The sequence below is a fragment of the Streptomyces sp. NPDC025721 genome (assembly GCF_055558595.1).
Map to the genome: position 1 here is coordinate 26,894 of NZ_JBVHMF010000038.1, position 21,736 is coordinate 48,629.

Sequence of the window (21,736 nt, forward strand, 5' to 3'; positions counted from 1 at the left end):
CTCCATGGCTCGACCGCCCGAGGTACGGGCTGATCCAATAGGCCGATTGGATGCCCCATCCTCCGCTGATCGTCTCGCGCAAGCCGGGTTCGATGTCCGCACCGATCTCGGCCAACACTTCCTGCGTTCCAGGGATGCGGCACGTCGGCTCATGTATTGCGCCGAATTGCCAGTCGGTGGACACGTTCTGGAGGTCGGAGCGGGTTTGGGCACTCTATCCGCCATCGTGGCGGAGGCTGGCTGCCAGATCTGGGCGGTGGAGAAGGACCGGCGCCTCGGAACAATCCTTCAGGACGCGTTGCACCGGTTTGGTGCGCTGACCCGGGTGAGCATCGCGGATGTGCGCGAGGTGGACCTACATGCGGGCCTGGATTTCGGCACCGTGCTTCTGGCGATCATGCCCTTCGACTGGGAGTTATCAGCCGCACTCACCCAGCACGTCTTCGCCGCTACTCCAAAGGTCGAGCGCGGGCTCGTGGTCGTGCCAAGCCGGACGCTGGAGCAGTACCAGGCGGCCGGTGAAGGAGCCGGCGGGCTGCGGCTGCGAGAGGTCGACGGCATCTCGCGGTCCGAATTCTGGCCGAAGGCCTCCGAGGCGCTGCGCGTGGTGGCCATTGAGAGGCGTCGATGAGCACGCCGCTGATCGTCACGACCGACTTCCACTCCAGCGTGTCCGAGGGGCGGCCCCTTCTAGCCGCATTGCGCGATCTCCGGATTCGTGGTGCACGAATTGTGGACGCCGGTGATTTCTTTGGAGGCACCGCCTTCCACGAGTTCTCGCGAGGGAGGGTGGAGGAGCGGCTGCTCGCCGAGCTGTATGACGCCGTCGTACCTGGCAACCACGACTTCGCAGACTTGATGCAGCTCGAAGACCCGGTCCGTTTTCCACCGGTGGTGTGCGCGAACCTTCGGCCGCCCCTGGCTTTCAGAGGCTGTTGGGAACGCAGTCTGCTGCTCCCGGGATCCAGGCCCAGAGTAGGAATCGTGGGCTACCTGGGCCGACAGGCGTACAACGCCGTTCCTGCCCAGGAGCGTGCGGGCTTCGACTTCGTGGACCCGACCGCGGACCTGATCGCGGCCGAGCGCGACCGACTAAAGGCAGCCGGGGCCGACATCGTGATCGGCGTGAGCCATAGCGGGTTCACTCTGGACGTCGCCGATCAGGAGGCAGGCTGGCCCCTGCCCCTGGTCGTGTCAGGGCACTGCCACAGCGCCTTGTACCACTGGGCGCCGAGCGGCCGTCACGTTGCCAAAGCCCCGGAAAATGGTCTAGGGCTGCTGCGCCTCGTTCTTGACCCCGGCGGCGAACATCACCAGTTCTCCGTCGAGACCTTTCCGACCAACGTCCAGCCAGAGGTTCAGGACGGATTGGAGGAGGCGCTGGCTATGTACGCCAACTGGGGTGCTGTACCTGTCGGCACCCTACGTTCGCCGCTCCCAGAACGTAGGGACGTCGCGTCCTTACTTGCTCAACAGGCCCAAGCGGTCATCGGCGCCGAAGCTTTCATCTTCAGCCTGTGGACCCTGCGTGGAGGGCTACCGAAAACCGTCACGCGCCGGGCGCTCTTTAGCTGCGCTCCTTTCGACGCCGACATCGTCCTCCTGGACGGCAAGCTCAGTGTGGAAGCGGTTCAGGAACAACTGAGGATGCTCGGCGAAGAGCCCACCTCATACATCTCCGCCAGCGTCACTGGCACAGCGCGCACCGTGGCAACCACGAATTTCCTCGCGGAACGGCTAGGTCTTGCGTCCCGACCAGTAGACCCGCCGCGCACGCTGCGTGGCATCCTCGCCAATCTCGTTACGGAGTCCTGATGAGCAACGTGCTGACCCTGCAAGCCCATGACCTCTCACACAGCCCCACCGCGCCACGCGAGTTCGCGGCCCGGCTCACCGAGGACGGCGCCGGAACCGCCGTGGTCTCCTTCCCCGAAGGAACCGACCACCGCCTCAACCTGGAACTCGGCCTTGGGCTGCTGTCCACGCTAGGCCCGGTGCTGAGCGTGTATCCGGACGATGGCTGCTGGAGCGACCTGGCGGTACGGACCGACGTCGACCCCGCGCGCACCCACGGTGTAGGCGAGAACCGGCTCCACGTCGACCTGGTGGACCGCGAGTTGAGCCCCCGCTACATCGCCCTGTACTGCGTCCGCGACGACCCGCTGGAAGGAGGAGCATCCGCGCTTTCCGATCTGTGGGCCGCCGCCAACGACCTCTCAGTCGCCGACCGGGCCCTGCTCAGCCGCCCTGTGTTCTCCTACTGGGCCGACGAGGGCGTACACGGTGTCGGCGAGAGCCTGTCCCGCTTTGCCGTCCTCCCTGAGCGGGTCGATGCCAGCATGCCGATCCGCTTCACCAGCAAGATGCTCCCCCACCTGCGGCGCGGCGAACTCATCGACGCCGACAGCAGCACCGCCCCCTACATGACCGAAGCGTTCGACCGATTCGTCAGCGCCGCCTACCAGCACCGCACCACCGTCCGGCTGGCCCCGAGGCAGTTGCTCTTCTTCGACCAGTGGCGGTACGCGCACGGCCGGATGCCGCTGGGGAGGGGCCAGGAGAAAGTGCGCGCCGAGCGGCGGCGCCTGCTCAAGCAGAGTTATGTGGGCCACGCGGGTAGCGGAGGTGCTCTGTGATCCTCACCGGACCCGCCATCGGGCAGGCCGTGAAGCGCGGGGACATCACCATTGACCCGTTCGATCCGGACCTGCTCAATCCCAACAGTTACAACTACCGCCTCGGCGGGGTGTTGAAGGTCGCCGTCGGCGGACCGGCCGACCCCCGCAAAGAGGCGGAACTGGCCACCATCCGCATCCCCGTCTGCGGCTACGAGCTGCAACCCGGCACGGTCTACCTCGGGAACACAGCCGAGCAGATCGGCAGCTCCCGCTACGTGGCCAGCCTGATCGGCCGCTCCTCGCTGGGACGCCTCGGGTGCTTCCTCCAGATCTCCGCCGACCTGCAGCAGCTCGGCTCGCTCCACCGGTGGACGCTGGAGATCACCGTCGTGCAGCCGCTGACCGTTTACCCGGGGATGCGCGTCGGCCAGGTCTCCTTCTGGGACACCGTCGGCGCTTCGATGCCCTACCAAGGCCACTACGGCACGATCAACGACCCGGTGCCGTGCTCCCCCCTCGCTCTGGCCGGCCACTCGTCGGGAGAGGGGAACGCGGCGTGATCCTCACCGGACCCGAGATCCACAAACGGGTCGGCAGCGGAGAGATCAACATCGATCCGTTCGACCCGGCCCTGCTCAGCCCCAACAGCTACGACTTCCATCTCGGCGACACGATCGGCTGGTACAGCGCCAAGCGTCTGGACTGTGCCGAGGACAACGCGTTCGAGGTCCACACGATCCCGCTCGGGGGCATGGTCCTGACCCCGGATCGGATCTACCTCGCCGCGACCGCCGAGCGTATCGGCAGCGACCACTTCGTGCCGATCATCCGTGCCCGCTCCTCCGTGGCCCGCCTCGGCCTGTTCGTCCACGTGACCGCCGACCTGATCGACATCGGCTCGCACAACCGCCTCACCCTGCAACTCCACGCGGTACAGCCCGTCAGGATCTACCCCCAGTTGAGGATCGGGCAGGTCACGTTCTGGACGGTCGAAGGCGAGATCGTCCTGTACGACGGCAAGTACCAGGGTGCCCAGCAGACCATGCCCTCCCAGATCCACCGCGACTTCGAGGGGCGGTGACCCGGTGCCTCCGATCAAAGCCCCGATTGCCACGGAACACGTGGCGGCCGTGGTGGCACACCCCGACGACGCCGAACTGCTCGCCTACGGCACCCTGTTGCGCTACCGGCAGCTCGGTGCTGAGGTCACCGTGCTGGTGGCGACCCGCGGAGCCAACGGGGTCTCCCTCGCCGACGCGGCCCGCGGCGTCCGTCTCACCGTCGATGCCCGCGTGCGCGAGGTCCAGGCGGCCTGGGACGGAACCGGTGTCGAGGTGGCCTGGCTCGGTCTCGCCGACGGAGCGCTGCACCCCGACCGGAGCCTGATCTCCGCTGTCGAGGGAGAGCTGGTGCGCCTGGGCTGCACAGTCGTCATCACCCACAGCCCGCACGCGGCCAACGACCATCAAGACCATCTCGCGCTGGCTGCGGCCACCGCCAACGCCGCCACCCGCGTGCCCTCCATCCATACCGTGCTCTACGGCGAGCCCCACGCCCCGCGCAGCACCTTCGCCCCCACCGTCCTGGTCGACATCACCGCCTTCCTCGACGCCAAGGTCGACGCGCTCACCCACCACAAGACACAAGGTGGCCGCTGGTACCTGGGGGAGTCCTACACCCGCCAGCGGGCAGCGGCGGCCGGCTGGAGGCTGCGCCCCGTCGACGCTGCCGCAGGCCGGACCTTCGAGGCGTTCGAGTCCCCGCTGCTCACCCTGCTGCCCTCCCCGCCGGAACAGGAGCGCCCGTGATCTACATCGAGCAACCCCCCTTCGCGCCGTGGCTCGGCTTCTGCGAGGCGCTGCTCGCCTGCACCAGCGTCGCGCTCTACGACGACGTGCAGTTCGTCGAACGCGGGTGGCAGAACCGCAACCGGATCAAGACCGCCAACGGCGTCCGCTGGATCACCGTCCCCGTTTCCCGCAAGGCTGGTCAGACCATCCGCGAGACCCGGATCGCCGAAAGCTTCGACGCCACGACCATGATCAAGAGCATCCGCCTGGCCTACGGACGTACCGCCTACCTCGACGAAGCCCTTCAGGTCATCGCTCCGCCTCTGTCCGCCGGTCACCGTTGGCTGACCGATCTCAACCTCGACCTCGTCACGCAGATGGCGCTCGCTCTCGGTTCCAGGGCCTCGCTGACCCTCACCTCCCAGATGAGCGCCACAGACTGCGGCGACAGGACCGAGCGCCTGACCTGCATCTGCAAGGCCGCCGGCGAAACGGACCTGTGGGCAGGCGCAGGCACCCGGGAGTACCTCGACACCGCGGCGCTGGGCGCGAGCGGGATCACCGTCACCTGGAACGAGTTCGCCGACCGGCACCCCCGCTACGCCCAGCCGTGGCCGAAGCAGGACTTCGCCCCGGGGCTGTCCGTCATCGACGCGGCCTGCGCGATCGGCTGGGCCGGGATGTCGGCCATGCTCCGCACCGGCCTGGACGCCTACCGTCCCAGCGCAACCTCCGGAGGTCCACGATGACCCGCGCTCGCATCCTGACCGGCATCGACCTTCCCCTGAAGCCGTCCTGCGGCTCCACCATCTGGTGCAGCGACGTCTACCACTGCCTCGCGCCCGACTTCCACACCACGTTCCTGGCGCTCCCCGGCTCGGGCGTGTGGCGGCACTCCTTCGAGGAGACCACCGATCTCCTCGCCGCGAAGCACCCGTACGGCCCGCACTTCCCCCGGTACGCCGAAGAAGTGACCGACGAGGTCGCGCGCCTGCTGCGCGACCGGCGCCCCGACCTCATCCACGCCCAGCACCTGGGTTTCGGGCTGGCCCTCGCCTTCGCCCGCGCGGCGGGCGGTGTCCCGCTGATCTCCGTCGCGCACGGCACCGATGTGATCGCCGCCGCCGAAAACAGCCAAGCCCGCGAGGCGCTGACCGAGATCGTGACCGCCAGTACGGCCGTCGCCGTACCGAACGCGGCCATGGCCGAGCAGGTGAACGTCCTCACCGAAGGGCGGTTCGCCGACCGACTGGTGACCGTGCCCTGGGGTCTGCCGCTGCCGGACCGCCCCACCGCCCAGTCCAGCGCAGGCGGCCGATTGCGCCTGCTGCACGCCGGGCGCCTGGACGCGAACAAGTCCACGGTCACCGCAATCGAAGCCATGGCGCTCACCTCCGGCGAGCACGACCTCACCGTCATCGGCAGCGGCAGCGAGCTGCCCCAGCTCATTTCCCGGGCGGCCGACCTCGGCCTCACCCACCGGGTCCGGTTCGAACCCTTCATGCCCCGCGAGGAGTTGTGGCGGCGCTTCGCCGACTTCGACGCCTTCCTGTTCACCACCAGGCAACTGGAGGCGTTCGGCCTGGTCGCCGTCGAGGCCCAAGCCCATGGCCTCCCGGTCGTGTACGGCGACCTGCCCGGCCTGCGACAGACGCTTGGTGCCGGAGCCGTGGCCTACCAGCCAGGCGATGCCAGCGCTCTCGCCGCGTCCATCGAGCAGCTCGCCGAGGACCCCGGTCTGCGCCGCACCCTCAGCATCGCCGCAGCGGTCAGCGCCCGGCGCCACGACATCGGGACGACTGCCGCCCACCTCCGCAACCTGTCCAAGACCGTCCTGGGAGTTGCCTGTGTCTGACACCCCGCTCCACGCCAGCCGACTCTTCCCCCCCGTGCGGCGGCGCGCGGCCGACGCCTCCGCCTCCACCATGAACCTGCTGGAGTCCCTCGGCTACGTCTCCAGGACCGACGCCACCGGCGTGTTCACTCTGCTGCCGCTGGGACTGCGCGTCCACGACCGGCTGGCCCGGATTGCCCGGACCGCGTTCGAGGAGCGAGGCGCCCACACCGTCGCCTTCCCCACGCTGCAAAGCCGTTCGCTGTGGGAGCAGTCGGGCCGGTGGGAGGTCTACCAGTCCGAGGGCGCGCTGCTGACGTCCACCACTAGGAGCGGGGAGCAGATGTGCCTCGCCCCCACCTCCGAGGAGATCGCCTCGGCCACGGTGCGGGAGCACCTGCGGTCCCACCGCGATCTGCCAGTGCGGTTGTTCCTGAACACGTCCAAGTTCCGCGACGAAATCGCTCCGCGCGGTGGGCTGATGCGTGGCCGCGAGTTCACGATGGCCGATGCCTACACCTTCGATTCCGGCCCCGGAGGGATGCGCACCTCGGTCGACTTCCTTAACGACGCCTGCCAGGCCGCGTTGGTGGGTATGGGCATGACCGGCGTCTTCCAGGCCCCTGCCGACGGCGGCAGCATCTCCGCAGGTGCGACCACCGAGCACCTCGTCCTCGGCGAGACCGGGCAGGGCAGCATCCTGGTCTGCGACCACTGCGGTCACCGCGGCGACCACGCGGTCCTGCGGGGCGACCGGCCCCGCAGGACGATCCCGTTGTCAACGTCATCGTCTTCGCTCTCACCGCGCGCGATGGCACCACCACCCCAGCGGCCGTGGCGATCCGCTCCGACCTGCAGGTCAGTGTCCGCAAACTGGCCGCTGCTACCAACGCCGCCTGCGTGGATCTACTCGACCCTCTCCTGCTCCCGGAGCACTTCGGCAAGGAGGCCGGCACCCTCACCCCCTGGGACTGCGCGGGCACGACCGTCCTCTTCGACGACTCGGTCACCCACCTGGAGACCTTCGCCATCTCCGACGGCGCGGCCGGGCTGCGCCGCGACGTGACCTGGGCCGATACCAAGGACCTCACCGTTCTCTCGCCCGAGGCCGTCGACCTTCACCGCGCGGCCGAGAGCATGGGGTGCAGCCGATGCGAGGAGGGCCGGTACCGCGAGGCCCGCGCAATCGAGCTGGCCCACGTCTTCGAACTCGGCACCCAGTACGCCGCCCCGATGAACCTGTCCTTCACCGACGAGCGCGGCAACGCCCACACCCCCTACTCGGCATGCTCCGGCATCGGCATCACCCGCTGCCTGCAGACCCTCGCCGACCTCCACCGCGACAGCAACGGCCTGCGGTGGAGACCAGAAACCGCCCCGGCCGACCTCCACATCACCGTCCTGCGCCCCGACCTGCCCACCATGCGCGAGCGCACCGACCGCGTCGTGCGGCACCTGCGCGACCGTGGCGCCGCCCTCTTCATCGACGACCGGCACGAACCGGCCGGCGAGAAGTTCCGGTACGCCGGCCTCCTCGGCCTCCCGCACACCGTGGTCCTGTCCCCGCAGCAGCACGACGACGAGGTCGAACTCGTCAACCGGTGGACCGCCCGGACCTCCCGCACGCCCTTCAGCCAGATCCCCGACACCTGGAGCCTGCGCTAAGCCCCTTCCCACCGAAGGGTGAGAGCTCCTTCACGCCGCCATCCGACAGTTATGGACGGCGACGGAATGACGCTGCCATAAAACCTGAGATCCTCTTGCGTGAAACCGCGACGATCGATTGACCGGAATACATCGCCGATATCGATCGCAGCATTGACCACCGACCGTTGCACCCCTAGCCTCGAATCAGCCACCGGGTCGTAGCTCAAAGGCGGAGCACGGCATAAGTGTTGCCGAGGAGCTGGTTCGACTCCAGCCGACCCGACCAAACGCCCCGTACTGGCGGCGCGGGTGCCCGGTCCAGCAGGCCGGGCACCCGCGTCTCCCCTACGAGCGCACATGCTCCAAGAGCGAATGCAACGACGATTACGTGAACCAGGTGCGGTGCAGATGAAAATCGGAATTACCGGAGGCGGAAGCGCCGGACACGTCGTTCCCGCGCTCGCAGTAGCGGAACGACTCCCCGAGCAGGGCGCTACGGAACTGGTGTTCTTCGGACGCGCCGAAAGCATCGAACATGAATACGCCGTAAAGGCCGGACTCTCGTTCCGGCCGGTGCCTTCAGCGGGATTGAAGCGCTACGGCTCGTGGAGCAACCTGCTCATGCCCTTCACCGTCCTGCGCGGCATCGGCGCCGCCGTGCAGGCCATGCGCCGCGAGCGGCCCGACGCACTGTTCTCCAAGGGCAGTTACGTCTCCGTGCCCGTTGGCGTCGCAGCCTGGCTGTGCCGGGTTCCGATCGTGATCCACGAGTCCGACCACTCCCTCGGCCTCGCCAACAAGATCGTCGCCCGGATGTCCCGCCGGGTCTGCCTGTCCGTCGCGCCCCCATCCGACGCACCACGCTGGCTCTCCCGGAAGTCCGTCGTCACCGGCCTTCCTCTGCGGCATGATCTCGCCGCCGGCGACCCGGAGCGGCTGCGGGACCGCCTCGGCCTCCCTGCGCTGCCCGTTCTGCTGATCTTCTGTGGCAGCAGCGGATCCCAGCGCATCAACGACGCCGTCACCAGCCAGCTCGACACCCTGTGTGCGCGCTTTGCCGTCGTCCACGTCCGGGGCAAGGGCAACCTGGACCCTTCGCTCGACGGCCTGCTGGGGTACCGGCAACTGGATTACCTGCACGAGGAGATGGCCGACGCCCTTTGGCTCGCCGACCTCGTGATCGGACGCGCCGGCGCCACGACGCTCGCTGAACTCGAAGCTCTCGGCAAACGGGCCGTCCTCATCCCGCTGCCCGCAACCGTCAGTCGCGGTGACCAGCTCGACAACGCCGACGCCTACGCGCGCCGCCATCCGGGGCGGTGCGTCGTGATCCCTGACGACGAGGATCTGCGAGGCGGAGCCTCGCTCGCCAAAGCGTGCATGGAATTGTCCGCCAACCTCGGCTCCGGCCCGCAGAAAAGCCCTGACCCGCAGGCCGTCCACCGCGCAGCCGACCTCATCGCTCGGGAGACCGTAGCGGCAGCCCGGCCGCGGCGTGCGCTGCACGCCCGGTAGGACTCAGCCGTCATGGTGCCCGTACATCGCCAGGATCTGCTGGTCGGTCTCCCCACGGTGATACACGTGGAAGTGCAGGTGCCGCGACTCCTGGTAGAGCCCGACGTTCGTGGTCACGGAAGCCGCCCCGTGCTCATCCTCGACCTGCGCGGCGACCCGCCGGACCACTGCCATCACCTTGGCCAACAACTCCTCGCCCCCGTCTCCGAGGTCGACCAGAGATGGCGTGTGCACCTTCGGGACCACCACAACGTGCACCGGATGCGCAGGGTTGGTGTGCTCGAACGCGAGGACGTCCTCGGTATCCACCACCACCTTGACCGGCGTAAGCCCCGGGATGGCCTGGTGGCAGTAGAAATCCGAAGTATCCGAAGCAGGGGCCACGGCAGCAGTGGTCACAGTGAGTAGCTTTCTGTATCGGGCAGTGATCTTGCCGTTACCCTACCGCCCTTGCGCCGGGCGAAACTCGGCAAAGACAGACCCGCACGTCACGCGCAGAGGCCGTGCTTCTCGCCCTCGTTCTCAACCCGACTCGCGTGCAGCGGCTGACGCTCCAGCCCGAGCAGCTTGAGGAGGTCGGCCGTCACCACCCGGTAGGCGTTCCCCAGGCGGAGCACCCGCACCGGGTAGCGCCCCTGCCTGGCAAGCGCGTAACCGGTCGACCGCCCGATCGTGAGAGCCCGGTTGGCGGTGTCGAGGTCGATGGCCGCCGGAAGGCCGAGAAGCTCTTCGCCTGTCAGCCCTTGCGCCCCACGGGACGACTTAAGTGCTTTCATGATGACCTCCTGGCGCTTTCTGGTGCCCTACGCACGGAGAATGTGTATCACGGAGTTGCGGATGCACTTTTAACTCTCATAGAGTGCATACATGACAGCAGATCAATGGCCAGCCGCGTTCACCGCACGTGTGGTCCGGGCGATGCGCGAGGCACGGCAAGCCGCCGGCCTCACCATGGGCGACGTCGCCCAGGGCTGCGCCGACCGCAGTTACCCCGACATCAAAGAGCAGACCATCAAGAACCTGGAGGCCGGGCGCCGGGCAAGCATCACCATCGTCGACCTCGTTGTCCTAGCCGACGTCCTCGGCGTCCCGCCGGTCGCCCTCCTCTTCCCCCTCGGCACCGACGCCACCGTCGAAGTCCTGCCGGGCCGGGAGGTCTCCACCTGGGACGCCCTCGCCTGGTTCACCGGCGAAACCCCCACTGCACAGCCAGCACCCCAGGGAACCGCCCGCGACCTGCTCGACCTCTTCCGCAGCCACGGCGACCTCGCCGCCGCCGCCACCGCCTCCAACGCCCTGGCCCGAGAGCGGCGGCGAGAGGCCAGCACCACCCTGGACCGCAACCGCAGAGCCATCCTCCTGGAACGCGCAGCCGGTTACGAGGAGCACGCCTTCGAAGACTCCGCGGACCTGCGCGCCTTCCGAACCCAGATGCGCGATCGGGACCTCGTACCCCCCGCCCTCCCCGACGACCTCGCGTTCGTCGACCAGCCGGAAGAAGGCCCTGGAACCGAGGAATGAGCGGCACGCCCGCCCGGCCGGGTCATCGGCGAGACGTGGCCGATGCAGGCCAACGGGCACTGCTGCTGGGGCGCTCAACTGGCCCAATGGTTTCGCAGGCAAGGAAGTCGCGTGAAGGAACCCATACGCAAGATCACCCACAAGCGGGAGTATCCGCTACCGCCTGGTCGTGGACATCGGCGTTGACGCCGACGGCAAGCGCAAGCAGCTCACCCGCACCCTCAAGACCAAGAAGGAGGCGCTCGCCGAACTCTCCCGCATCCGGAACGAACTCAGCACCGGCAGCTTCGTCGCCCCCAGCAAGCTGACGCTGAACGACCTGCTGGACATATGGCTCAAGAGCGCGACACGCGATGTCGAGGAGGGAACCGCTTCCAACTACGAAAGCGCCATGGTCCCGGTTCGCACCCACAGCGGCGACAAGGACCTCCAGAGCCTGACCGAGGAAGACATCGAGTCCCTCGTCGACTGGATGCTCACCAGCGGGCGACGCCGAGGCGGCCAGCCCGGAACCGGGCTCGGCATCAGGTCCGTACAGCTCTCCCTGGGCCGACTGCGCGCAGCGATGAACCTCGCAGTCCGCCGCGGACTCATGGTCCGCAACGTCGCCCAGCACGTGACCATCTCCCGCGACGCCAAGAAGAAGGCAGAAGCCAACAAGAAGGCCAACAGGCCGTGGGACGAAAGCGAGGTGAGGACCTTCCTGGAGGCGATCACGGAACACCGCCTCCACGCAGCCATGATGCTGGCGCTCATCGCCGAGCGCCCCGCCGAGGTCTGCGGCGCGCGCTGGGATGAGGACGTCGATCTCGACGGAGCCGGCACGATCGCGGTACAGAACACCCGCACCATCGTCTACGACCGCCGGCAGGAGAAAGGATCCCGCAACAAGATCGTCGAAAAAGACACCAAAACCGAGGCCGGAAAGCGCATCCTGCCCCTGCCGGCTCCCGCCCACAAGGCACTCAAGAGCTTCCGAGCGATCCAGGCGAGGGAGAAACTCGGCGCCGGAGAGGCGTACACCGACAGCGGATACGTTCTCGTGGACGAGCTGGGAAACCCTTTCAAGACGGACAAGCTCCGCCGCGAGGCGTACAAACTCATGAAGGCCGCAGGAGTCCGGAAGGTCCGCCTCTACGACGCCCGCCACGCCACGCTCTCCTGGATGGCCAACAACGGTGTCCCCGACACCGTTGTATCCGCATGGGCCGGCCACTCCGACCTCAGCTTCACCAAGCGGGTCTACGTCCACCCCGACCCGCAAAGCCTCAAGGCGGGTTCGGACAAACTCGGCGACCTGCTCGGCTGACCATGATCATTACCGATGTGAGAAGTTGTGAGAGGCGGCCCCGGAAAACGATCAAGGGCCCCGTTTCACTGTCGTGAAACAAGGCCCTGACCTGCGACTTGGAGCTAACTCCCAGTCGGGACGACAGGATTTGAACCTGCGACCCCTTGACCCCCAGTCAAGTGCGCTACCAAGCTGCGCCACGTCCCGGTGCTTGGTCGGTCGGGGTGGTGGCCCCGGGTGACCGTGCACGAGAACGATACCGCACCTCGGGGGGTGTTTGTGCGCAGAGGGGGTGGGGGCCGGGGCGGGGGGAGTTGAGTAGGGGTACTCATGTGGGGTGGGGCGGGGCGGGGGGAAGGTCGGGGCATGACGAAACCGATTCAGCAGGAGACGACGGCGGCGTATGCGGCGCAGGCGGCGATCTCGTTCGCGGTGGCGCTGGGGGCCATGGTGGTCGGGGTGGCGTATCTGCCGGTGGGGGGATGGGAGCGGGCGTTTCTGGGGCTGGGACTGCTGTATGTGGTGACGGCGGCGTTCACGCTGGCGAAGGTGGTGCGGGACCGGCAGGAGGTCGGGCAGGTCGTGAGCCGGGTGGACCAGGCGCGGCTCGACAAGCTGCTCGCGGAGCACGACCCCTTCAAGATGGAGGGCATCTAGTCGGCGGCCCGCGCGTGACGCGTGCGGGTGAGGGACTTCCGACGGTCGGGGGCCTCCACGGGGACCGCCCCGGCGGGGGCCCTCAGGGCGTAACGGGGGCGTCGGACGCGTCGCACGGGGAGGGCGCGGAAGACGGGGAGGACGCGGCAGAAGGAGAGGGCGCGGAAGCCGTTTCGGGAGGCGTGTCGCCCAGCAGATAGCGGGCTCCGGGGCCCGCCGCCCCCGCCGCGTCGTCGACGTTGTAGAGACCGCAGCGCGTCAGGGAGAGGCAGCCGCACCCGACGCAGCTGGTCAGCTTGGCCTTGAGGCGTCGCAGCTCGGCGATCTGGTCGTCGATGCGCTGCTCCCAGGACCGGGCCACGCCGTTCCATTCGGCGGTGGTGGGGACGTGGTCGACGGGGAGCCGGGCGAGGGACGCGCCGACCTCGTCGAGCGAGAGCCCGATGCGCTGGGCGGCGCGGATGAAGGCGAGCCGGCGCAGCGTGGAGCGGCGGTAGCGGCGCTGACCGCCCGAGGTGCGCTCGGAGTGGATCAGCCCGAGGTCCTCGTAATAGCGCAGCGCTGAGGCGGCGATGCCGCTGCGGGCCGAAAGCTCGCCGATGGGCAGCAGGTCACGGGTGGAGAGGGTCACATCGGCCCAGCATACGCTTGACTTCAAGTCGGCTTGAAGTTGCAAGGTCGTCCCATGACGATGACGCACCGCACCGGGCCGTCCGGCCACTCAGAACAGCCCGAGCGCTACGGGTACGACGACCTGCGCCACCTGATGTCGCGGATGACCGGCGACGAGAAGCACGACACCGCCGCCACGTCCACCCTCGACGTCCTGTGGGTGCTGTACGACCGGGTACTGCGGGTCGGGCCCGAGAGCGCCGACGCCCCGGACCGGGACCGCTTCCTGCTGTCGAAGGGCCACGGCCCGATGGCGTACTACGCCGTTCTCGCCGCCAAGGGCTTCATCCCGTACGAGTGGCTGGCCGGTTTCGGGACGTACGACTCCCCGCTCGGCCACCACCCGGACCGCACGCTCGTACCGGGCGTCGAGATCGGTTCCGGGTCGCTCGGGCACGGGCTCGGTCTGGGCGTCGGCAGCGCGCTGGGGCTGCGGGCCCAGGGGCTGGACGAACCGGCGGTATGGGTGCTCGTGGGCGACGCCGAGATGGACGAGGGCAGCAATCACGAGGCCGTGCAGTACGCGGGGGCGGTCGGCCTCGACCGGCTCCATGTCGTCGCGGTCGACAACGCCTCGGCCACGTACGGCTGGCCCGGCGGGCTGGCCTCGCGGTTCGCCGCCGAGGGCTGGTCCGCGGTGACCGTGGACGGCCGGGACCACGCCGCGCTGTACGAGGCGTTCACCGCGCCGCATCCGGGACGGCCGCACGCCGTGGTCGCCCGCGTCGAGCCGAAGTGACCGCCAGGTCCACGGGCGACGACAAGCGACGTCACCCGAACGTCGACACCCGAGCGACAGCGGCCGAGACCGCGACCGACGCCGAGGCCGACGCCGACGCCGAGAACAGGCCGAGACCGCGACCGAGACCGCGACTGAGGGCAGGCGAAGAAACGACATGACTGGGGATTCCATGGACACCATGCGGGAGCGGTTCGCCGCCGTCACCACCGAACTGCTCGACTCCGATCCGCGGCTGGCCGTCGTCCTCGCCGTGATCTCTTCGGACCGCTTCAGTGACGCCGCCCGCGCCCACCCCGACCGGGTGATCGACGTCGGGATCAGGGAGCAGTTGCTGGTCGGCGCGACGGGCGGACTGGCGCTCGCCGGGCTGCGGCCGATCGCGCACACCTTCGCGAGCTTCCTGACCGAGCGGGCCTTCGAGCAGGTCAAGCTCGACATCGGGCACCAGGGCGTGGGCGCGGTCCTGGTCAGCGCGGGGGCCTCGTACGACGTCGCCGCGGGCGGGCGTACGCATCAGGCGCCGGGCGACGTCGCGCTGCTCGACACGCTCGACGGCTGGACCGTCCATGTGCCGGGGCACCCCGACGAGGCCGACGCGCTGCTGCGGCACGCGGCGGCGGACGGCGACAGCCGCGTCTACGTACGGCTCAGCGATCACTCGAACGTGGCGCCGCGACCTGTCTCGCCCGGCCGCTTCCAGGTGCTGCGCGAAGGGCGCGCCGGGGTCGTCCTGGCCGTCGGGCCCATGCTGGACGCCGTCCTCGACGCGACGGCCGGGCGCGATGTGACGGTGCTGTACGCCTCGACTGTACGGCCGTTCGACGCGGCGACCGTACGGGAGGCGACCGCTCGGACCGATGCGGCCGACCTCGTCGTCGTGGAGCCCTACCTCACCGGTACGTCCTCGGCGCACGCCGCCGAGGCGCTGGCCGACGTCCCGCACCGCGTGCTCGCGCTCGGCACCCGCCGCGCCGAACTGCGCCACTACGGCACCTGGCAGGAGCACGTGGCCGGGCACGGCCTGGACGCGCGGTCGCTACGGACCCGGATCGACGCGTTCCTGCGGGTCTGACCCGCGAAAGGCGTGGCGGAGGGCGGCACCGCCCGCCCGCGGGCCGAGGCCGGAACCGTACGACCGGGGCGCGGGCGGCAAGGCCGGGGGCGCGGTCCGAATGCCTGGAGCTGAGGGCCGTTGACCCCGGCCGCGGTCGGAAGGCTCGGGGCCCGTACCGCCCCGGCCGCGGTCGGGAAAGCCTCGGTGCCCGTACGCGCCCGGCCTCGGTCCCGGGCCAGGCTCCGGTCCCGGCTCTGGCTCCCGGCTCCCGACTCCCGACCTGGAGTCGACTCGGCGAGAACCCCTCAGGCCCCGTGCCCGCCCTCCGGCGCCGGTACGGCCCCCTGCCGCGGTACGCCCGCCGAGTGCGTCGGCTGCGCGGCGGCGGGCCCGCCCTCGAAAGCGCCAGCACCCGCCGGAGCAGCCGGACCGCCAGGAGCCCCGACAGCGCCCGGACCACCAGGCGCGCCCGGCCCCGGCGCGGGCGGCACCGCCCCCTTGCCGCTCCCCCCGGCGGCACCCCCGCCGGAGGCGCCCGGCTTCGGCGGGGCCGCCGAAGACCGCCCCACCTGCCGCCGCGCGTCCTCCGCGCTGTTCTGCGCGCCGAGCGAGCCGAAGTAGAAGCCGGAGACGGTGGCGAGGACGGTCATCAGCGAGGTGACGATGGTCTTGCGGAGGTCGCCGGAGTCGGCGCCCGACGACAGCATCGCGACGGCCAGCGCGAAGGCGACGAGCGCGAGGATGAGGACGGCGATGACGCTGCGGGTCAGACCGCGGACGCCGCGCGGCTCGCGGAGGTCGCGCAGCAGGTCGCGTACCTCGTGGTCGCGGGCCGCGTCCTCGAGCAGCCGGTCGGTGATCTGCTGGCGCCAGGCCGTGGCCCGCCGCACATCCATGATCAGCGGTATCACCGCGACCGCTGCGACGGCCACGACCACCACCGAGATGAGGACGAGCGCGGAGCCGCCGTTGAGCCCGCTGATCGGCTCGGCCGCCGCGGCCGGCCCCCGGCCGGTCCCGGCATTCGCCGCCGCGACGTGAACGGTCGTGAAGTCCGTCATGGTGAAGCGCCCCCCTCGTCCGCACCACGGGTCCGCCCCCCGCGCCCCGGGCGGGCATGCTCCCAGCGCCGCCGTACGCCGGTCAAATCGGCAGGTACCGCCAACTCCCTTACGGCGGAGGGCAGTACGTCACCGCCGCGCCCGGCGCGGAGCCGACCCGCTCCCCCGGACAGGCCCTAGCCACGCGGGCCCTCATCTCAGGAGAATCATCCGTGACCGACCAGGCCACCGGCATGTCCCAACGCCGTTGGGGGCCGCGGAGCCTGGCGGCCGTACAGCCCGATACCGCCCCATACCCGTACAGCCGCATGCGATACAGCGGGCACACCACCAGCATCCTCATGAGGAGCAGCACGATGCGCGACGCGTCACAGTCCGGGGTAGTTCCGTACTACGAGGATGTGTCGCCCGGCACCGGCGCGCTCGCGCCGCGCGCGTGGTGGGCGGTGTCGGACGCGCGGCGGGTGAATCTCGGCGGCGCCTGGCGCTTCCGGCTGTCGGCGACGGCGGACGCGGAGGACGACTCCTTCGCCCAGCCGGGGTTCGACGCGACGCGCTGGGGCGCGGTGACGGTGCCGTCGCACTGGCCGCTCCAGGGGCACACCCATGAGCACGAGTACGGGCGGCCCGCGTACACCGACGTCCGTTTCCCGTTCCCGGTCGACCCGCCGCACGTGCCGACGGAGAATCCGACCGGTGACCATCTGCGCGCCTTCGACCTGCCGGACGACTGGCCGGGCGGCGCGGCGGTGGTGCGTTTCGACGGCGTCGACTCGTGCGCGCGGGTGTGGCTGAACGGGCAGGAGCTGGGGACCTTCAAGGGCAGCAGGCTGCCGGTGGAGTTCGAGGTCGGCGAACTGCTGCGCCCGCGCGGCAATGTGCTGGCGGTCCGGGTCCACCAGTGGTCGTCGGGAAGCTACTTGGAGGACCAGGACCAGTGGTGGCTGCCCGGCATCTTCCGCGATGTGACGCTGATCGAGCGGCCCGAGGGCGCGGTGACCGACTTCTTCGTGCACTGCGGCTACGACCACGCGAGCGGCACGGGCACGCTGTGGGTGGACTGCGAGCCGGGCGGGACGGTGACCGTACCGGAGTTGGGGCTCGACCTGGCGACCGGTGAGGAGGTGACGGTGCCGGTGGAGCCGTGGTCGGCGGAGGTACCACGGCTGTACGACGCGGAGTTGGCGACCGAGGGCGAGCGGATACCGCTGCGGATCGGCTTCAGGACCGTCGCGGTGGAGGGCGGTGTGCTGAAGGTCAACGGCCGCCGGATTCTGCTGCGCGGGGTGAACCGGCACGAGTTCGACCCCGACCACGGCCGGGTGGTGGACGGCGAGACGATGCGCCGCGACCTGCTGCTGATGAAGCGTCACAACATCAACGCGGTCCGCACCAGCCACTATCCGCCGCATCCGGCCTTCCTCGACCTGTGCGACGAGCTGGGCATGTGGGTGATGGACGAGTGCGATCTGGAGACGCACGGTTTCGAGGTGGTCGGCTGGCGCGGCAACCCGGTCGCCGACGAGCGGTGGACGCCCGCGCTGCTGGACCGGGCCGCGCGGATGGTGGAGCGGGACAAGAACCATCCCTCCGTGGTGATGTGGTCGCTGGGCAACGAGTGCGGCACGGGCGCCGGGCTCTCCGCGATGGCGGACTGGATCAGGCGCCGTGACCCGGCCCGGCCGGTCCACTACGAGGGCGACCTCACCTGCGCCGACACCGACGTCTACTCCCGGATGTACGCCAACCACGCCGAGACCGAGCTGATCGGCCGCCGCGAGGAACCGCCGCTGGCGGACGCGGAGTTGGACAAGCACCGGCGCGAACTGCCCCTCATTCTCTGCGAGTACGCGCACGCGATGGGCAACGGGCCCGGCGGGCTCAGCGAGTACCAGCGGCTGTTCGAGGCGTACGAGCGCTGCCAGGGCGGCTTCGTCTGGGAGTGGATCGACCACGGGCTGCGGCAGCGCACCTCGGACGGGACGTCGTACTTCGCCTACGGGGGCGACTTCGGCGAGGAGATGCACGACGGGAATTTCGTCTGCGACGGGCTGGTCTTCCCCGACCGCACGCCGTCACCGGGGCTGACCGAGTACAAGAAGGTCGTCGAGCCGGTGAGGATCGAGGGCGACGCGGAGCGCGGCACGGTCACGGTGACCAATCTGCACGACTTCACCGACCTGTCGTATCTGGCGTTCCGCTGGTCGTACGAGGTGGCGGGCGCGCGGAGCGACGCGGGCCGGTTCGAGGTGCCGTCGCTCGGCCCCGGGCAGAGCGCGGTGCTCGAACTGCCGCGGGCGGCGCGGACGGTGGGCCGCGGCGAGGGGTGGTGGACGGTGCGGGCGGTGCTTGCCGAGGACACCGCGTGGGCGCCGTCGGGTCACGAGGTGGCGTGGACGCAGTTCGCGGCCCCCGCGCCGGCGCCCGCGGCCACCGCGCGCGTCGGCGATCCGCACTCCCCGCGGCTCGCCGAGGGCGGTCTGATCGTGCTGGGCCCCGGCGTCTTCGACGCGGCGGACGGCACGCTGCGCTATCTGGAGGGCGCGGCGGTCACCGGACCCGTGCTGGACGTGTGGCGTGCCCCGACCGACAACGACCGCGGCGCGGACTGGAATCCCGAGGGGCAACTGGACCGGCTGTGGCGAGAGTTGGGTCTCGACCGGATGCGGCACCGGATCGTCTCCGTGGCCGTCGGCGGTGACGCGCTCACCGTCACCACCCGTGTCGCCCCGGCCTCTTCCGACCTGGCGCTGCGTACCGTCTACACCTGGACGGCCACCGGGGACCGGCTGCGCCTGGGTGTCGAGGTCACGCCCGAGGGCGACTGGACGCTGCCGCTCCCCCGGCTCGGGGTACGGCTCGGGCTGTGCCAGACCCTGCACCGCGTCGAGTGGTACGGCGGCGGGCCCGGCGAGGCGTATCCCGACACGCGCGCCGCGTCCCGGATCGGCCGGTACACCGGCACCGTGGACGGGCTCCAGACGCCGTACGTACGCCCGCAGGAGAACGGCGCACGCGCGGACGTGCGGTGGGCGCGGCTGCGCCGCGCGGACGGCACCGGGCTGCACGTGGAGGGCGAGCCGCCGTTCTGGTTCACCGCCCGTCCGTGGAGCACCGGGGAACTCGACCGGGCCACGCACACCCACGAGTTGACGCGTTCCGAGGTGCTGTGGGTGCACCTCGACCACGCGCTGCACGGCATGGGCAGCGCGGCCTGCGGCCCCGACGTACTCCCCCGGCACCAGCTGCGCGCGGCGCCCGCCGCCTTCGCGTTCACCTTCATGAGCCTGCCCGCCGCCGCGGACCCCGAGGAGCCCGCGGACCTCCCGCTTCTGGAGACCGAGTGACCACCGCGGTACGCCCGTTCGAGCCGGAGGACCTGCCCGCGCTGTACGACATCTGCCTGCGCACGGCTGACGCGGGCGGGGACGCGAGCGCGCGGTATCCGGAGCGGGACCACGAGCTGCTGGGGGCGATCTTCGCGGCGCCGTACGCCGTGCTGGAGCCGGAGGCGGCCTTCGTGCTGGACGACGGGTGCGGCCGGGCGGTCGGTTACGTGCTGGGCACCGGTGACACGGCGGCCTTCGTCGAGCGCTTCCGCGACGAGTGGCTGCCGACGGTCGCGGACCGCTTCCCCGAGCCGGCCGGGGAGCCGGGGACGCCGAGCGAGGCGATGGCCGTGCTGCTGCACCACCCGGAACGGATGGCGCAGCAGCCGGAGTTGGCCGCGTATCCGGCGCATCTGCACATCGATGTGCTGCCGGACTTCCAACGCGGCGGCCACGGGCGGGCGTTGATGGAGGCGTTCCTCGGCGCCCTGGCCGCCAGGGGCGTACCGGCGGTGCATCTGGGGATGCTCACCGCCAACGCTCCCGCGCGGGCCTTCTACGACCGGCTCGGCTTCCACGAGATCGCGGTGCCGGACGCCGGGGAGCTGACCTACTTGGGCCGCGCCACCTCGTAGTCGCCGCTGTCCGTACGACCGGCGTCCTCGGAATCGGAGCCGGAAGCGGAGCCGGAGCCGGGCCCGGCCTCGGAGCCGGAAGCGGACTCGGAACCGGAGCCGGACTCGGCCGCCGCGTCCCCGTCCACGCTTCCGGCGGCCTCGGGAGCCTCGGCGGTCTCCGACCCGTCCGGTGCGTTGATCCGCTCGGTCCCCTCCGCGTGCTCCGGCCGCGCGGGCCAGCCGCCCGCGGGCGGCATGGCGACGGCCCGCCACCACCAGTCCTCGGGCTGTTCGTCGGCGGGCTCGAAGGGCGCGCCGGGCCGCGGGGTGGCGATCTTCGCCCCGGTCTCGCGCGCGGCGGCGACGCTGCCCTCGGCGGGCACCGCCCACGAGTGCATGGCCAGGTTGAAGGTGGCCCAGTGGATCGGCAGCATCGTGCCCGCGGGCGTGCCGCCCGACAGGTCGCTGTGCGCCAGCAGCCCCTCGGCCGGGGTCATGTGGATGTCGGGCCAGTACTCGCTGTAGGCGCCGATCTGGATCATCGTGGCGTCGAACGGGCCGTGCTGCGCGCCGATGTCCGCGAAGCCGGGGAAGTAGCCGGTGTCGCCGCTGTGGTAGATGCGGTGGGTGCCGTCGGTGACGGCCCAGGACGCCCAGAGGGTCTGCTGGCGACCGCGCAGGCCGCGTCCGCAGAAGTGCCGGGCCGGGGTGGCGGTCAGGGTGAGCCCCGCGATCTCCGTGGACTCGTTCCAGTCCAGCTCGCGCAGCCGCTCGGGCGGTACGCCCCAGTGCTCCAGGTGCGCGCCGACGCCCAGCGGCACCGCGAAGACGGCGTCGCTGCGGACCAGCGCGACGATGGAGGGCATGTCCAGGTGGTCGTAGTGGTCGTGCGAGATGACGACCGCGTCCAGGCCGGTCAGCGACTCCAGCGGGACCGGCGCGGGGTGCACGCGCTTGGGGCCCGCGAAGGCGAAGGGCGAACAGCGCTCGCCCCACACCGGGTCGAACAGCACGCGCCTGCCGCCGATCTCGGCGAGCACCGTGGAGTGGCCCATCCAGGTCAGCCGCAGCCCGGAGGCGGGCGGGCGCGCGATGTCGGCGAGCGTGGTGGGGTGCAGGGGCACCGGCCCCGCGGGCTTGCGCGGCTGCCTGGCCTCCTTGCGGAAACTGGCCGGAAGCGCCTTGAACATGCTGCCGCTGGGGACGCTGCGGGCGCCGACGGGGTTGACGAAGGCGCCGTCCGCGTAATTCGGTGAGGAAAGGATGCGTTCCAGCCGGGCGCCCGTGGGGTCCGCGCCGAACGACGGGGGGCGCATCTTCACGAGGCGGGACGGCTGTCGGCCGGCGCCGGTCACGGGTCCTCCAGAGCAGATGACGACGAGCGGCGG

22 protein-coding genes, 2 tRNA genes and 1 pseudogene are annotated in these 21,736 nt (G+C 70.3%); 19 read left to right on the plus strand and 6 right to left on the minus strand.

The genetic code is table 11. The annotated features are described in order from the left end of the window. Positions 1 to 46 precede the first annotated feature (46 nt). The 12 genes and pseudogenes from ACZ4EF_RS34050 to ACZ4EF_RS34105 all read left to right on the plus strand — a co-directional run bounded on the left by ACZ4EF_RS34050 (position 47) and on the right by ACZ4EF_RS34105 (position 9,404). Positions 47 to 631, plus strand: coding sequence for an rRNA adenine N-6-methyltransferase family protein (locus tag ACZ4EF_RS34050; RefSeq protein WP_467508021.1), 585 nt, complete (start codon positions 47 to 49; stop codon positions 629 to 631). Then, positions 628 to 1,815, plus strand: a complete 1,188-nt coding sequence (locus tag ACZ4EF_RS34055) for a metallophosphoesterase (protein ID WP_467508023.1) — start codon at positions 628 to 630, stop codon at positions 1,813 to 1,815. The genes ACZ4EF_RS34050 and ACZ4EF_RS34055 overlap by 4 nt, the downstream gene beginning before the upstream one ends. Next, positions 1,815 to 2,636, plus strand: coding sequence for a TauD/TfdA family dioxygenase (locus ACZ4EF_RS34060; protein ID WP_467508025.1), 822 nt, complete (start codon positions 1,815 to 1,817; stop codon positions 2,634 to 2,636). The genes ACZ4EF_RS34055 and ACZ4EF_RS34060 overlap by 1 nt, the downstream gene beginning before the upstream one ends. Beyond that, entirely contained in the window at positions 2,633 to 3,178 is a 546-nt protein-coding gene (locus ACZ4EF_RS34065; protein WP_467508027.1) for a dCTP deaminase, read from the plus strand. The genes ACZ4EF_RS34060 and ACZ4EF_RS34065 overlap by 4 nt, the downstream gene beginning before the upstream one ends. Beyond that, positions 3,175 to 3,699: a dCTP deaminase gene (gene dcd / locus ACZ4EF_RS34070; RefSeq protein WP_467508029.1), complete on the plus strand. Its 525-nt coding sequence runs from the start codon at positions 3,175 to 3,177 to the stop codon at positions 3,697 to 3,699. Before ACZ4EF_RS34065 ends, dcd begins: the two co-directional genes overlap by 4 nt. Positions 3,700 to 3,703: 4 nt before the next feature. Then, positions 3,704 to 4,426 (plus strand): PIG-L deacetylase family protein, encoded by a 723-nt coding sequence (locus ACZ4EF_RS34075; RefSeq protein WP_467508031.1) that lies wholly within the window; start codon positions 3,704 to 3,706, stop codon positions 4,424 to 4,426. Continuing rightward, positions 4,423 to 5,157, plus strand: coding sequence for a WbqC family protein (locus ACZ4EF_RS34080; protein WP_467508033.1), 735 nt, complete (start codon positions 4,423 to 4,425; stop codon positions 5,155 to 5,157). The genes ACZ4EF_RS34075 and ACZ4EF_RS34080 overlap by 4 nt, the downstream gene beginning before the upstream one ends. After that, positions 5,154 to 6,263, plus strand: coding sequence for a glycosyltransferase family 4 protein (locus ACZ4EF_RS34085; protein WP_467508035.1), 1,110 nt, complete (start codon positions 5,154 to 5,156; stop codon positions 6,261 to 6,263). Before ACZ4EF_RS34080 ends, ACZ4EF_RS34085 begins: the two co-directional genes overlap by 4 nt. Before the next feature lie 322 nt (positions 6,264 to 6,585). Beyond that, positions 6,586 to 6,741, plus strand: a pseudogene (locus ACZ4EF_RS34090) (aminoacyl--tRNA ligase-related protein); the annotation flags it as partial. 335 nt (positions 6,742 to 7,076) lie between these two features. After that, positions 7,077 to 7,907 carry a His/Gly/Thr/Pro-type tRNA ligase C-terminal domain-containing protein gene (locus tag ACZ4EF_RS34095; RefSeq protein WP_467508037.1) on the plus strand — a complete coding sequence of 277 codons (831 nt, stop codon included), beginning with the start codon at positions 7,077 to 7,079 and terminating at the stop codon, positions 7,905 to 7,907. Between the two features lie 194 nt (positions 7,908 to 8,101). Continuing rightward, positions 8,102 to 8,175, plus strand: a tRNA-Thr gene (locus ACZ4EF_RS34100). Positions 8,176 to 8,297: 122 nt separating this feature from the next. Then, positions 8,298 to 9,404, plus strand: a complete 1,107-nt coding sequence (locus tag ACZ4EF_RS34105) for a UDP-N-acetylglucosamine--N-acetylmuramyl-(pentapeptide) pyrophosphoryl-undecaprenol N-acetylglucosamine transferase (RefSeq protein ID WP_467508039.1) — start codon at positions 8,298 to 8,300, stop codon at positions 9,402 to 9,404. Between the two features lie 3 nt (positions 9,405 to 9,407). Here ACZ4EF_RS34105 and ACZ4EF_RS34110 read toward each other — a convergent pair whose 3' ends face one another. Then, entirely contained in the window at positions 9,408 to 9,803 is a 396-nt protein-coding gene (locus ACZ4EF_RS34110; RefSeq protein ID WP_467508041.1) for an HIT domain-containing protein, read from the minus strand. A gap of 89 nt (positions 9,804 to 9,892) precedes the next feature. Further along, entirely contained in the window at positions 9,893 to 10,180 is a 288-nt protein-coding gene (locus ACZ4EF_RS34115) for a hypothetical protein (protein ID WP_467508043.1), read from the minus strand. Positions 10,181 to 10,271: 91 nt separating this feature from the next. Between ACZ4EF_RS34115 and ACZ4EF_RS34120 the strand changes: the two genes are divergently transcribed. Both ACZ4EF_RS34120 and ACZ4EF_RS34125 read left to right on the plus strand, forming a co-directional pair. Continuing rightward, positions 10,272 to 10,925, plus strand: coding sequence for a helix-turn-helix domain-containing protein (locus ACZ4EF_RS34120; RefSeq protein ID WP_467508045.1), 654 nt, complete (start codon positions 10,272 to 10,274; stop codon positions 10,923 to 10,925). A 151-nt stretch (positions 10,926 to 11,076) separates the two neighbouring features. Continuing rightward, positions 11,077 to 12,234 carry a tyrosine-type recombinase/integrase gene (locus ACZ4EF_RS34125; RefSeq protein ID WP_467508066.1) on the plus strand — a complete coding sequence of 386 codons (1,158 nt, stop codon included), beginning with the start codon at positions 11,077 to 11,079 and terminating at the stop codon, positions 12,232 to 12,234. A 115-nt stretch (positions 12,235 to 12,349) separates the two neighbouring features. Here ACZ4EF_RS34125 and ACZ4EF_RS34130 read toward each other — a convergent pair. Then, positions 12,350 to 12,423, minus strand: a tRNA-Pro gene (locus tag ACZ4EF_RS34130). Between the two features lie 159 nt (positions 12,424 to 12,582). Here ACZ4EF_RS34130 and ACZ4EF_RS34135 point away from each other — a divergent pair. Then, a complete protein-coding gene (locus tag ACZ4EF_RS34135) occupies positions 12,583 to 12,873 on the plus strand; it encodes a YiaA/YiaB family inner membrane protein (protein ID WP_188280171.1) in 291 nt (96 codons plus the stop codon). A gap of 82 nt (positions 12,874 to 12,955) precedes the next feature. On the opposite strand, the gene soxR is transcribed toward ACZ4EF_RS34135, so the two are convergent. Next, entirely contained in the window at positions 12,956 to 13,504 is a 549-nt protein-coding gene (gene soxR, locus ACZ4EF_RS34140) for a redox-sensitive transcriptional activator SoxR (protein ID WP_467508047.1), read from the minus strand. A 60-nt stretch (positions 13,505 to 13,564) separates the two neighbouring features. Here soxR and ACZ4EF_RS34145 point away from each other — a divergent pair, with 60 nt between their 5' ends. Together ACZ4EF_RS34145 and ACZ4EF_RS34150 are read left to right on the plus strand one after the other, a co-directional pair. After that, on the plus strand, positions 13,565 to 14,284 hold the full coding sequence (locus tag ACZ4EF_RS34145; RefSeq protein ID WP_391051498.1) for a transketolase: 720 nt from the start codon (positions 13,565 to 13,567) through the stop codon (positions 14,282 to 14,284). A 172-nt stretch (positions 14,285 to 14,456) separates the two neighbouring features. Next, complete coding sequence (locus tag ACZ4EF_RS34150) at positions 14,457 to 15,359, plus strand: transketolase family protein (protein WP_401856103.1); 903 nt, start codon at positions 14,457 to 14,459, stop codon at positions 15,357 to 15,359. A gap of 287 nt (positions 15,360 to 15,646) precedes the next feature. Here ACZ4EF_RS34150 and ACZ4EF_RS34155 read toward each other — a convergent pair whose 3' ends face one another. Next, entirely contained in the window at positions 15,647 to 16,402 is a 756-nt protein-coding gene (locus ACZ4EF_RS34155) for a hypothetical protein (RefSeq protein WP_401855848.1), read from the minus strand. A 356-nt stretch (positions 16,403 to 16,758) separates the two neighbouring features. Here ACZ4EF_RS34155 and ACZ4EF_RS34160 point away from each other — a divergent pair, with 356 nt between their 5' ends. Both ACZ4EF_RS34160 and ACZ4EF_RS34165 read left to right on the plus strand, forming a co-directional pair. Further along, complete coding sequence (locus tag ACZ4EF_RS34160) at positions 16,759 to 19,749, plus strand: glycoside hydrolase family 2 TIM barrel-domain containing protein (RefSeq protein ID WP_467508050.1); 2,991 nt, start codon at positions 16,759 to 16,761, stop codon at positions 19,747 to 19,749. Beyond that, on the plus strand, positions 19,746 to 20,366 hold the full coding sequence (locus tag ACZ4EF_RS34165) for a GNAT family N-acetyltransferase (protein WP_467508052.1): 621 nt from the start codon (positions 19,746 to 19,748) through the stop codon (positions 20,364 to 20,366). Before ACZ4EF_RS34160 ends, ACZ4EF_RS34165 begins: the two co-directional genes overlap by 4 nt. Here the strand turns inward: ACZ4EF_RS34165 and ACZ4EF_RS34170 are convergent. Further along, the gene (locus ACZ4EF_RS34170) at positions 20,342 to 21,703 is read right to left on the minus strand and encodes an MBL fold metallo-hydrolase (RefSeq protein ID WP_467508054.1); all 1,362 of its coding nucleotides are present in this window, start codon (positions 21,701 to 21,703) and stop codon (positions 20,342 to 20,344) included. The two genes, ACZ4EF_RS34165 and ACZ4EF_RS34170, sit on opposite strands and share 25 nt — an antisense overlap. Positions 21,704 to 21,736: the final 33 nt, after the last annotated feature.

Coding starts and splice junctions, on each gene's coding strand:
- ACZ4EF_RS34135 (WP_188280171.1), top strand. CDS start 12,583: ATGACGAAACCGATTCAGCAGGAGACGACGGCGGCGTATGCGGCGCAG.
- ACZ4EF_RS34105 (WP_467508039.1), top strand. CDS start 8,298: ATGAAAATCGGAATTACCGGAGGCGGAAGCGCCGGACACGTCGTTCCC.
- ACZ4EF_RS34085 (WP_467508035.1), top strand. CDS start 5,154: ATGACCCGCGCTCGCATCCTGACCGGCATCGACCTTCCCCTGAAGCCG.
- ACZ4EF_RS34155 (WP_401855848.1), bottom strand. CDS start 16,402: ATGACGGACTTCACGACCGTTCACGTCGCGGCGGCGAATGCCGGGACC.
- ACZ4EF_RS34055 (WP_467508023.1), top strand. CDS start 628: ATGAGCACGCCGCTGATCGTCACGACCGACTTCCACTCCAGCGTGTCC.
- ACZ4EF_RS34160 (WP_467508050.1), top strand. CDS start 16,759: ATGCGCGACGCGTCACAGTCCGGGGTAGTTCCGTACTACGAGGATGTG.
- ACZ4EF_RS34150 (WP_401856103.1), top strand. CDS start 14,457: ATGGACACCATGCGGGAGCGGTTCGCCGCCGTCACCACCGAACTGCTC.
- ACZ4EF_RS34120 (WP_467508045.1), top strand. CDS start 10,272: ATGACAGCAGATCAATGGCCAGCCGCGTTCACCGCACGTGTGGTCCGG.
- ACZ4EF_RS34145 (WP_391051498.1), top strand. CDS start 13,565: ATGACGCACCGCACCGGGCCGTCCGGCCACTCAGAACAGCCCGAGCGC.
- ACZ4EF_RS34060 (WP_467508025.1), top strand. CDS start 1,815: ATGAGCAACGTGCTGACCCTGCAAGCCCATGACCTCTCACACAGCCCC.
- ACZ4EF_RS34115 (WP_467508043.1), bottom strand. CDS start 10,180: ATGAAAGCACTTAAGTCGTCCCGTGGGGCGCAAGGGCTGACAGGCGAA.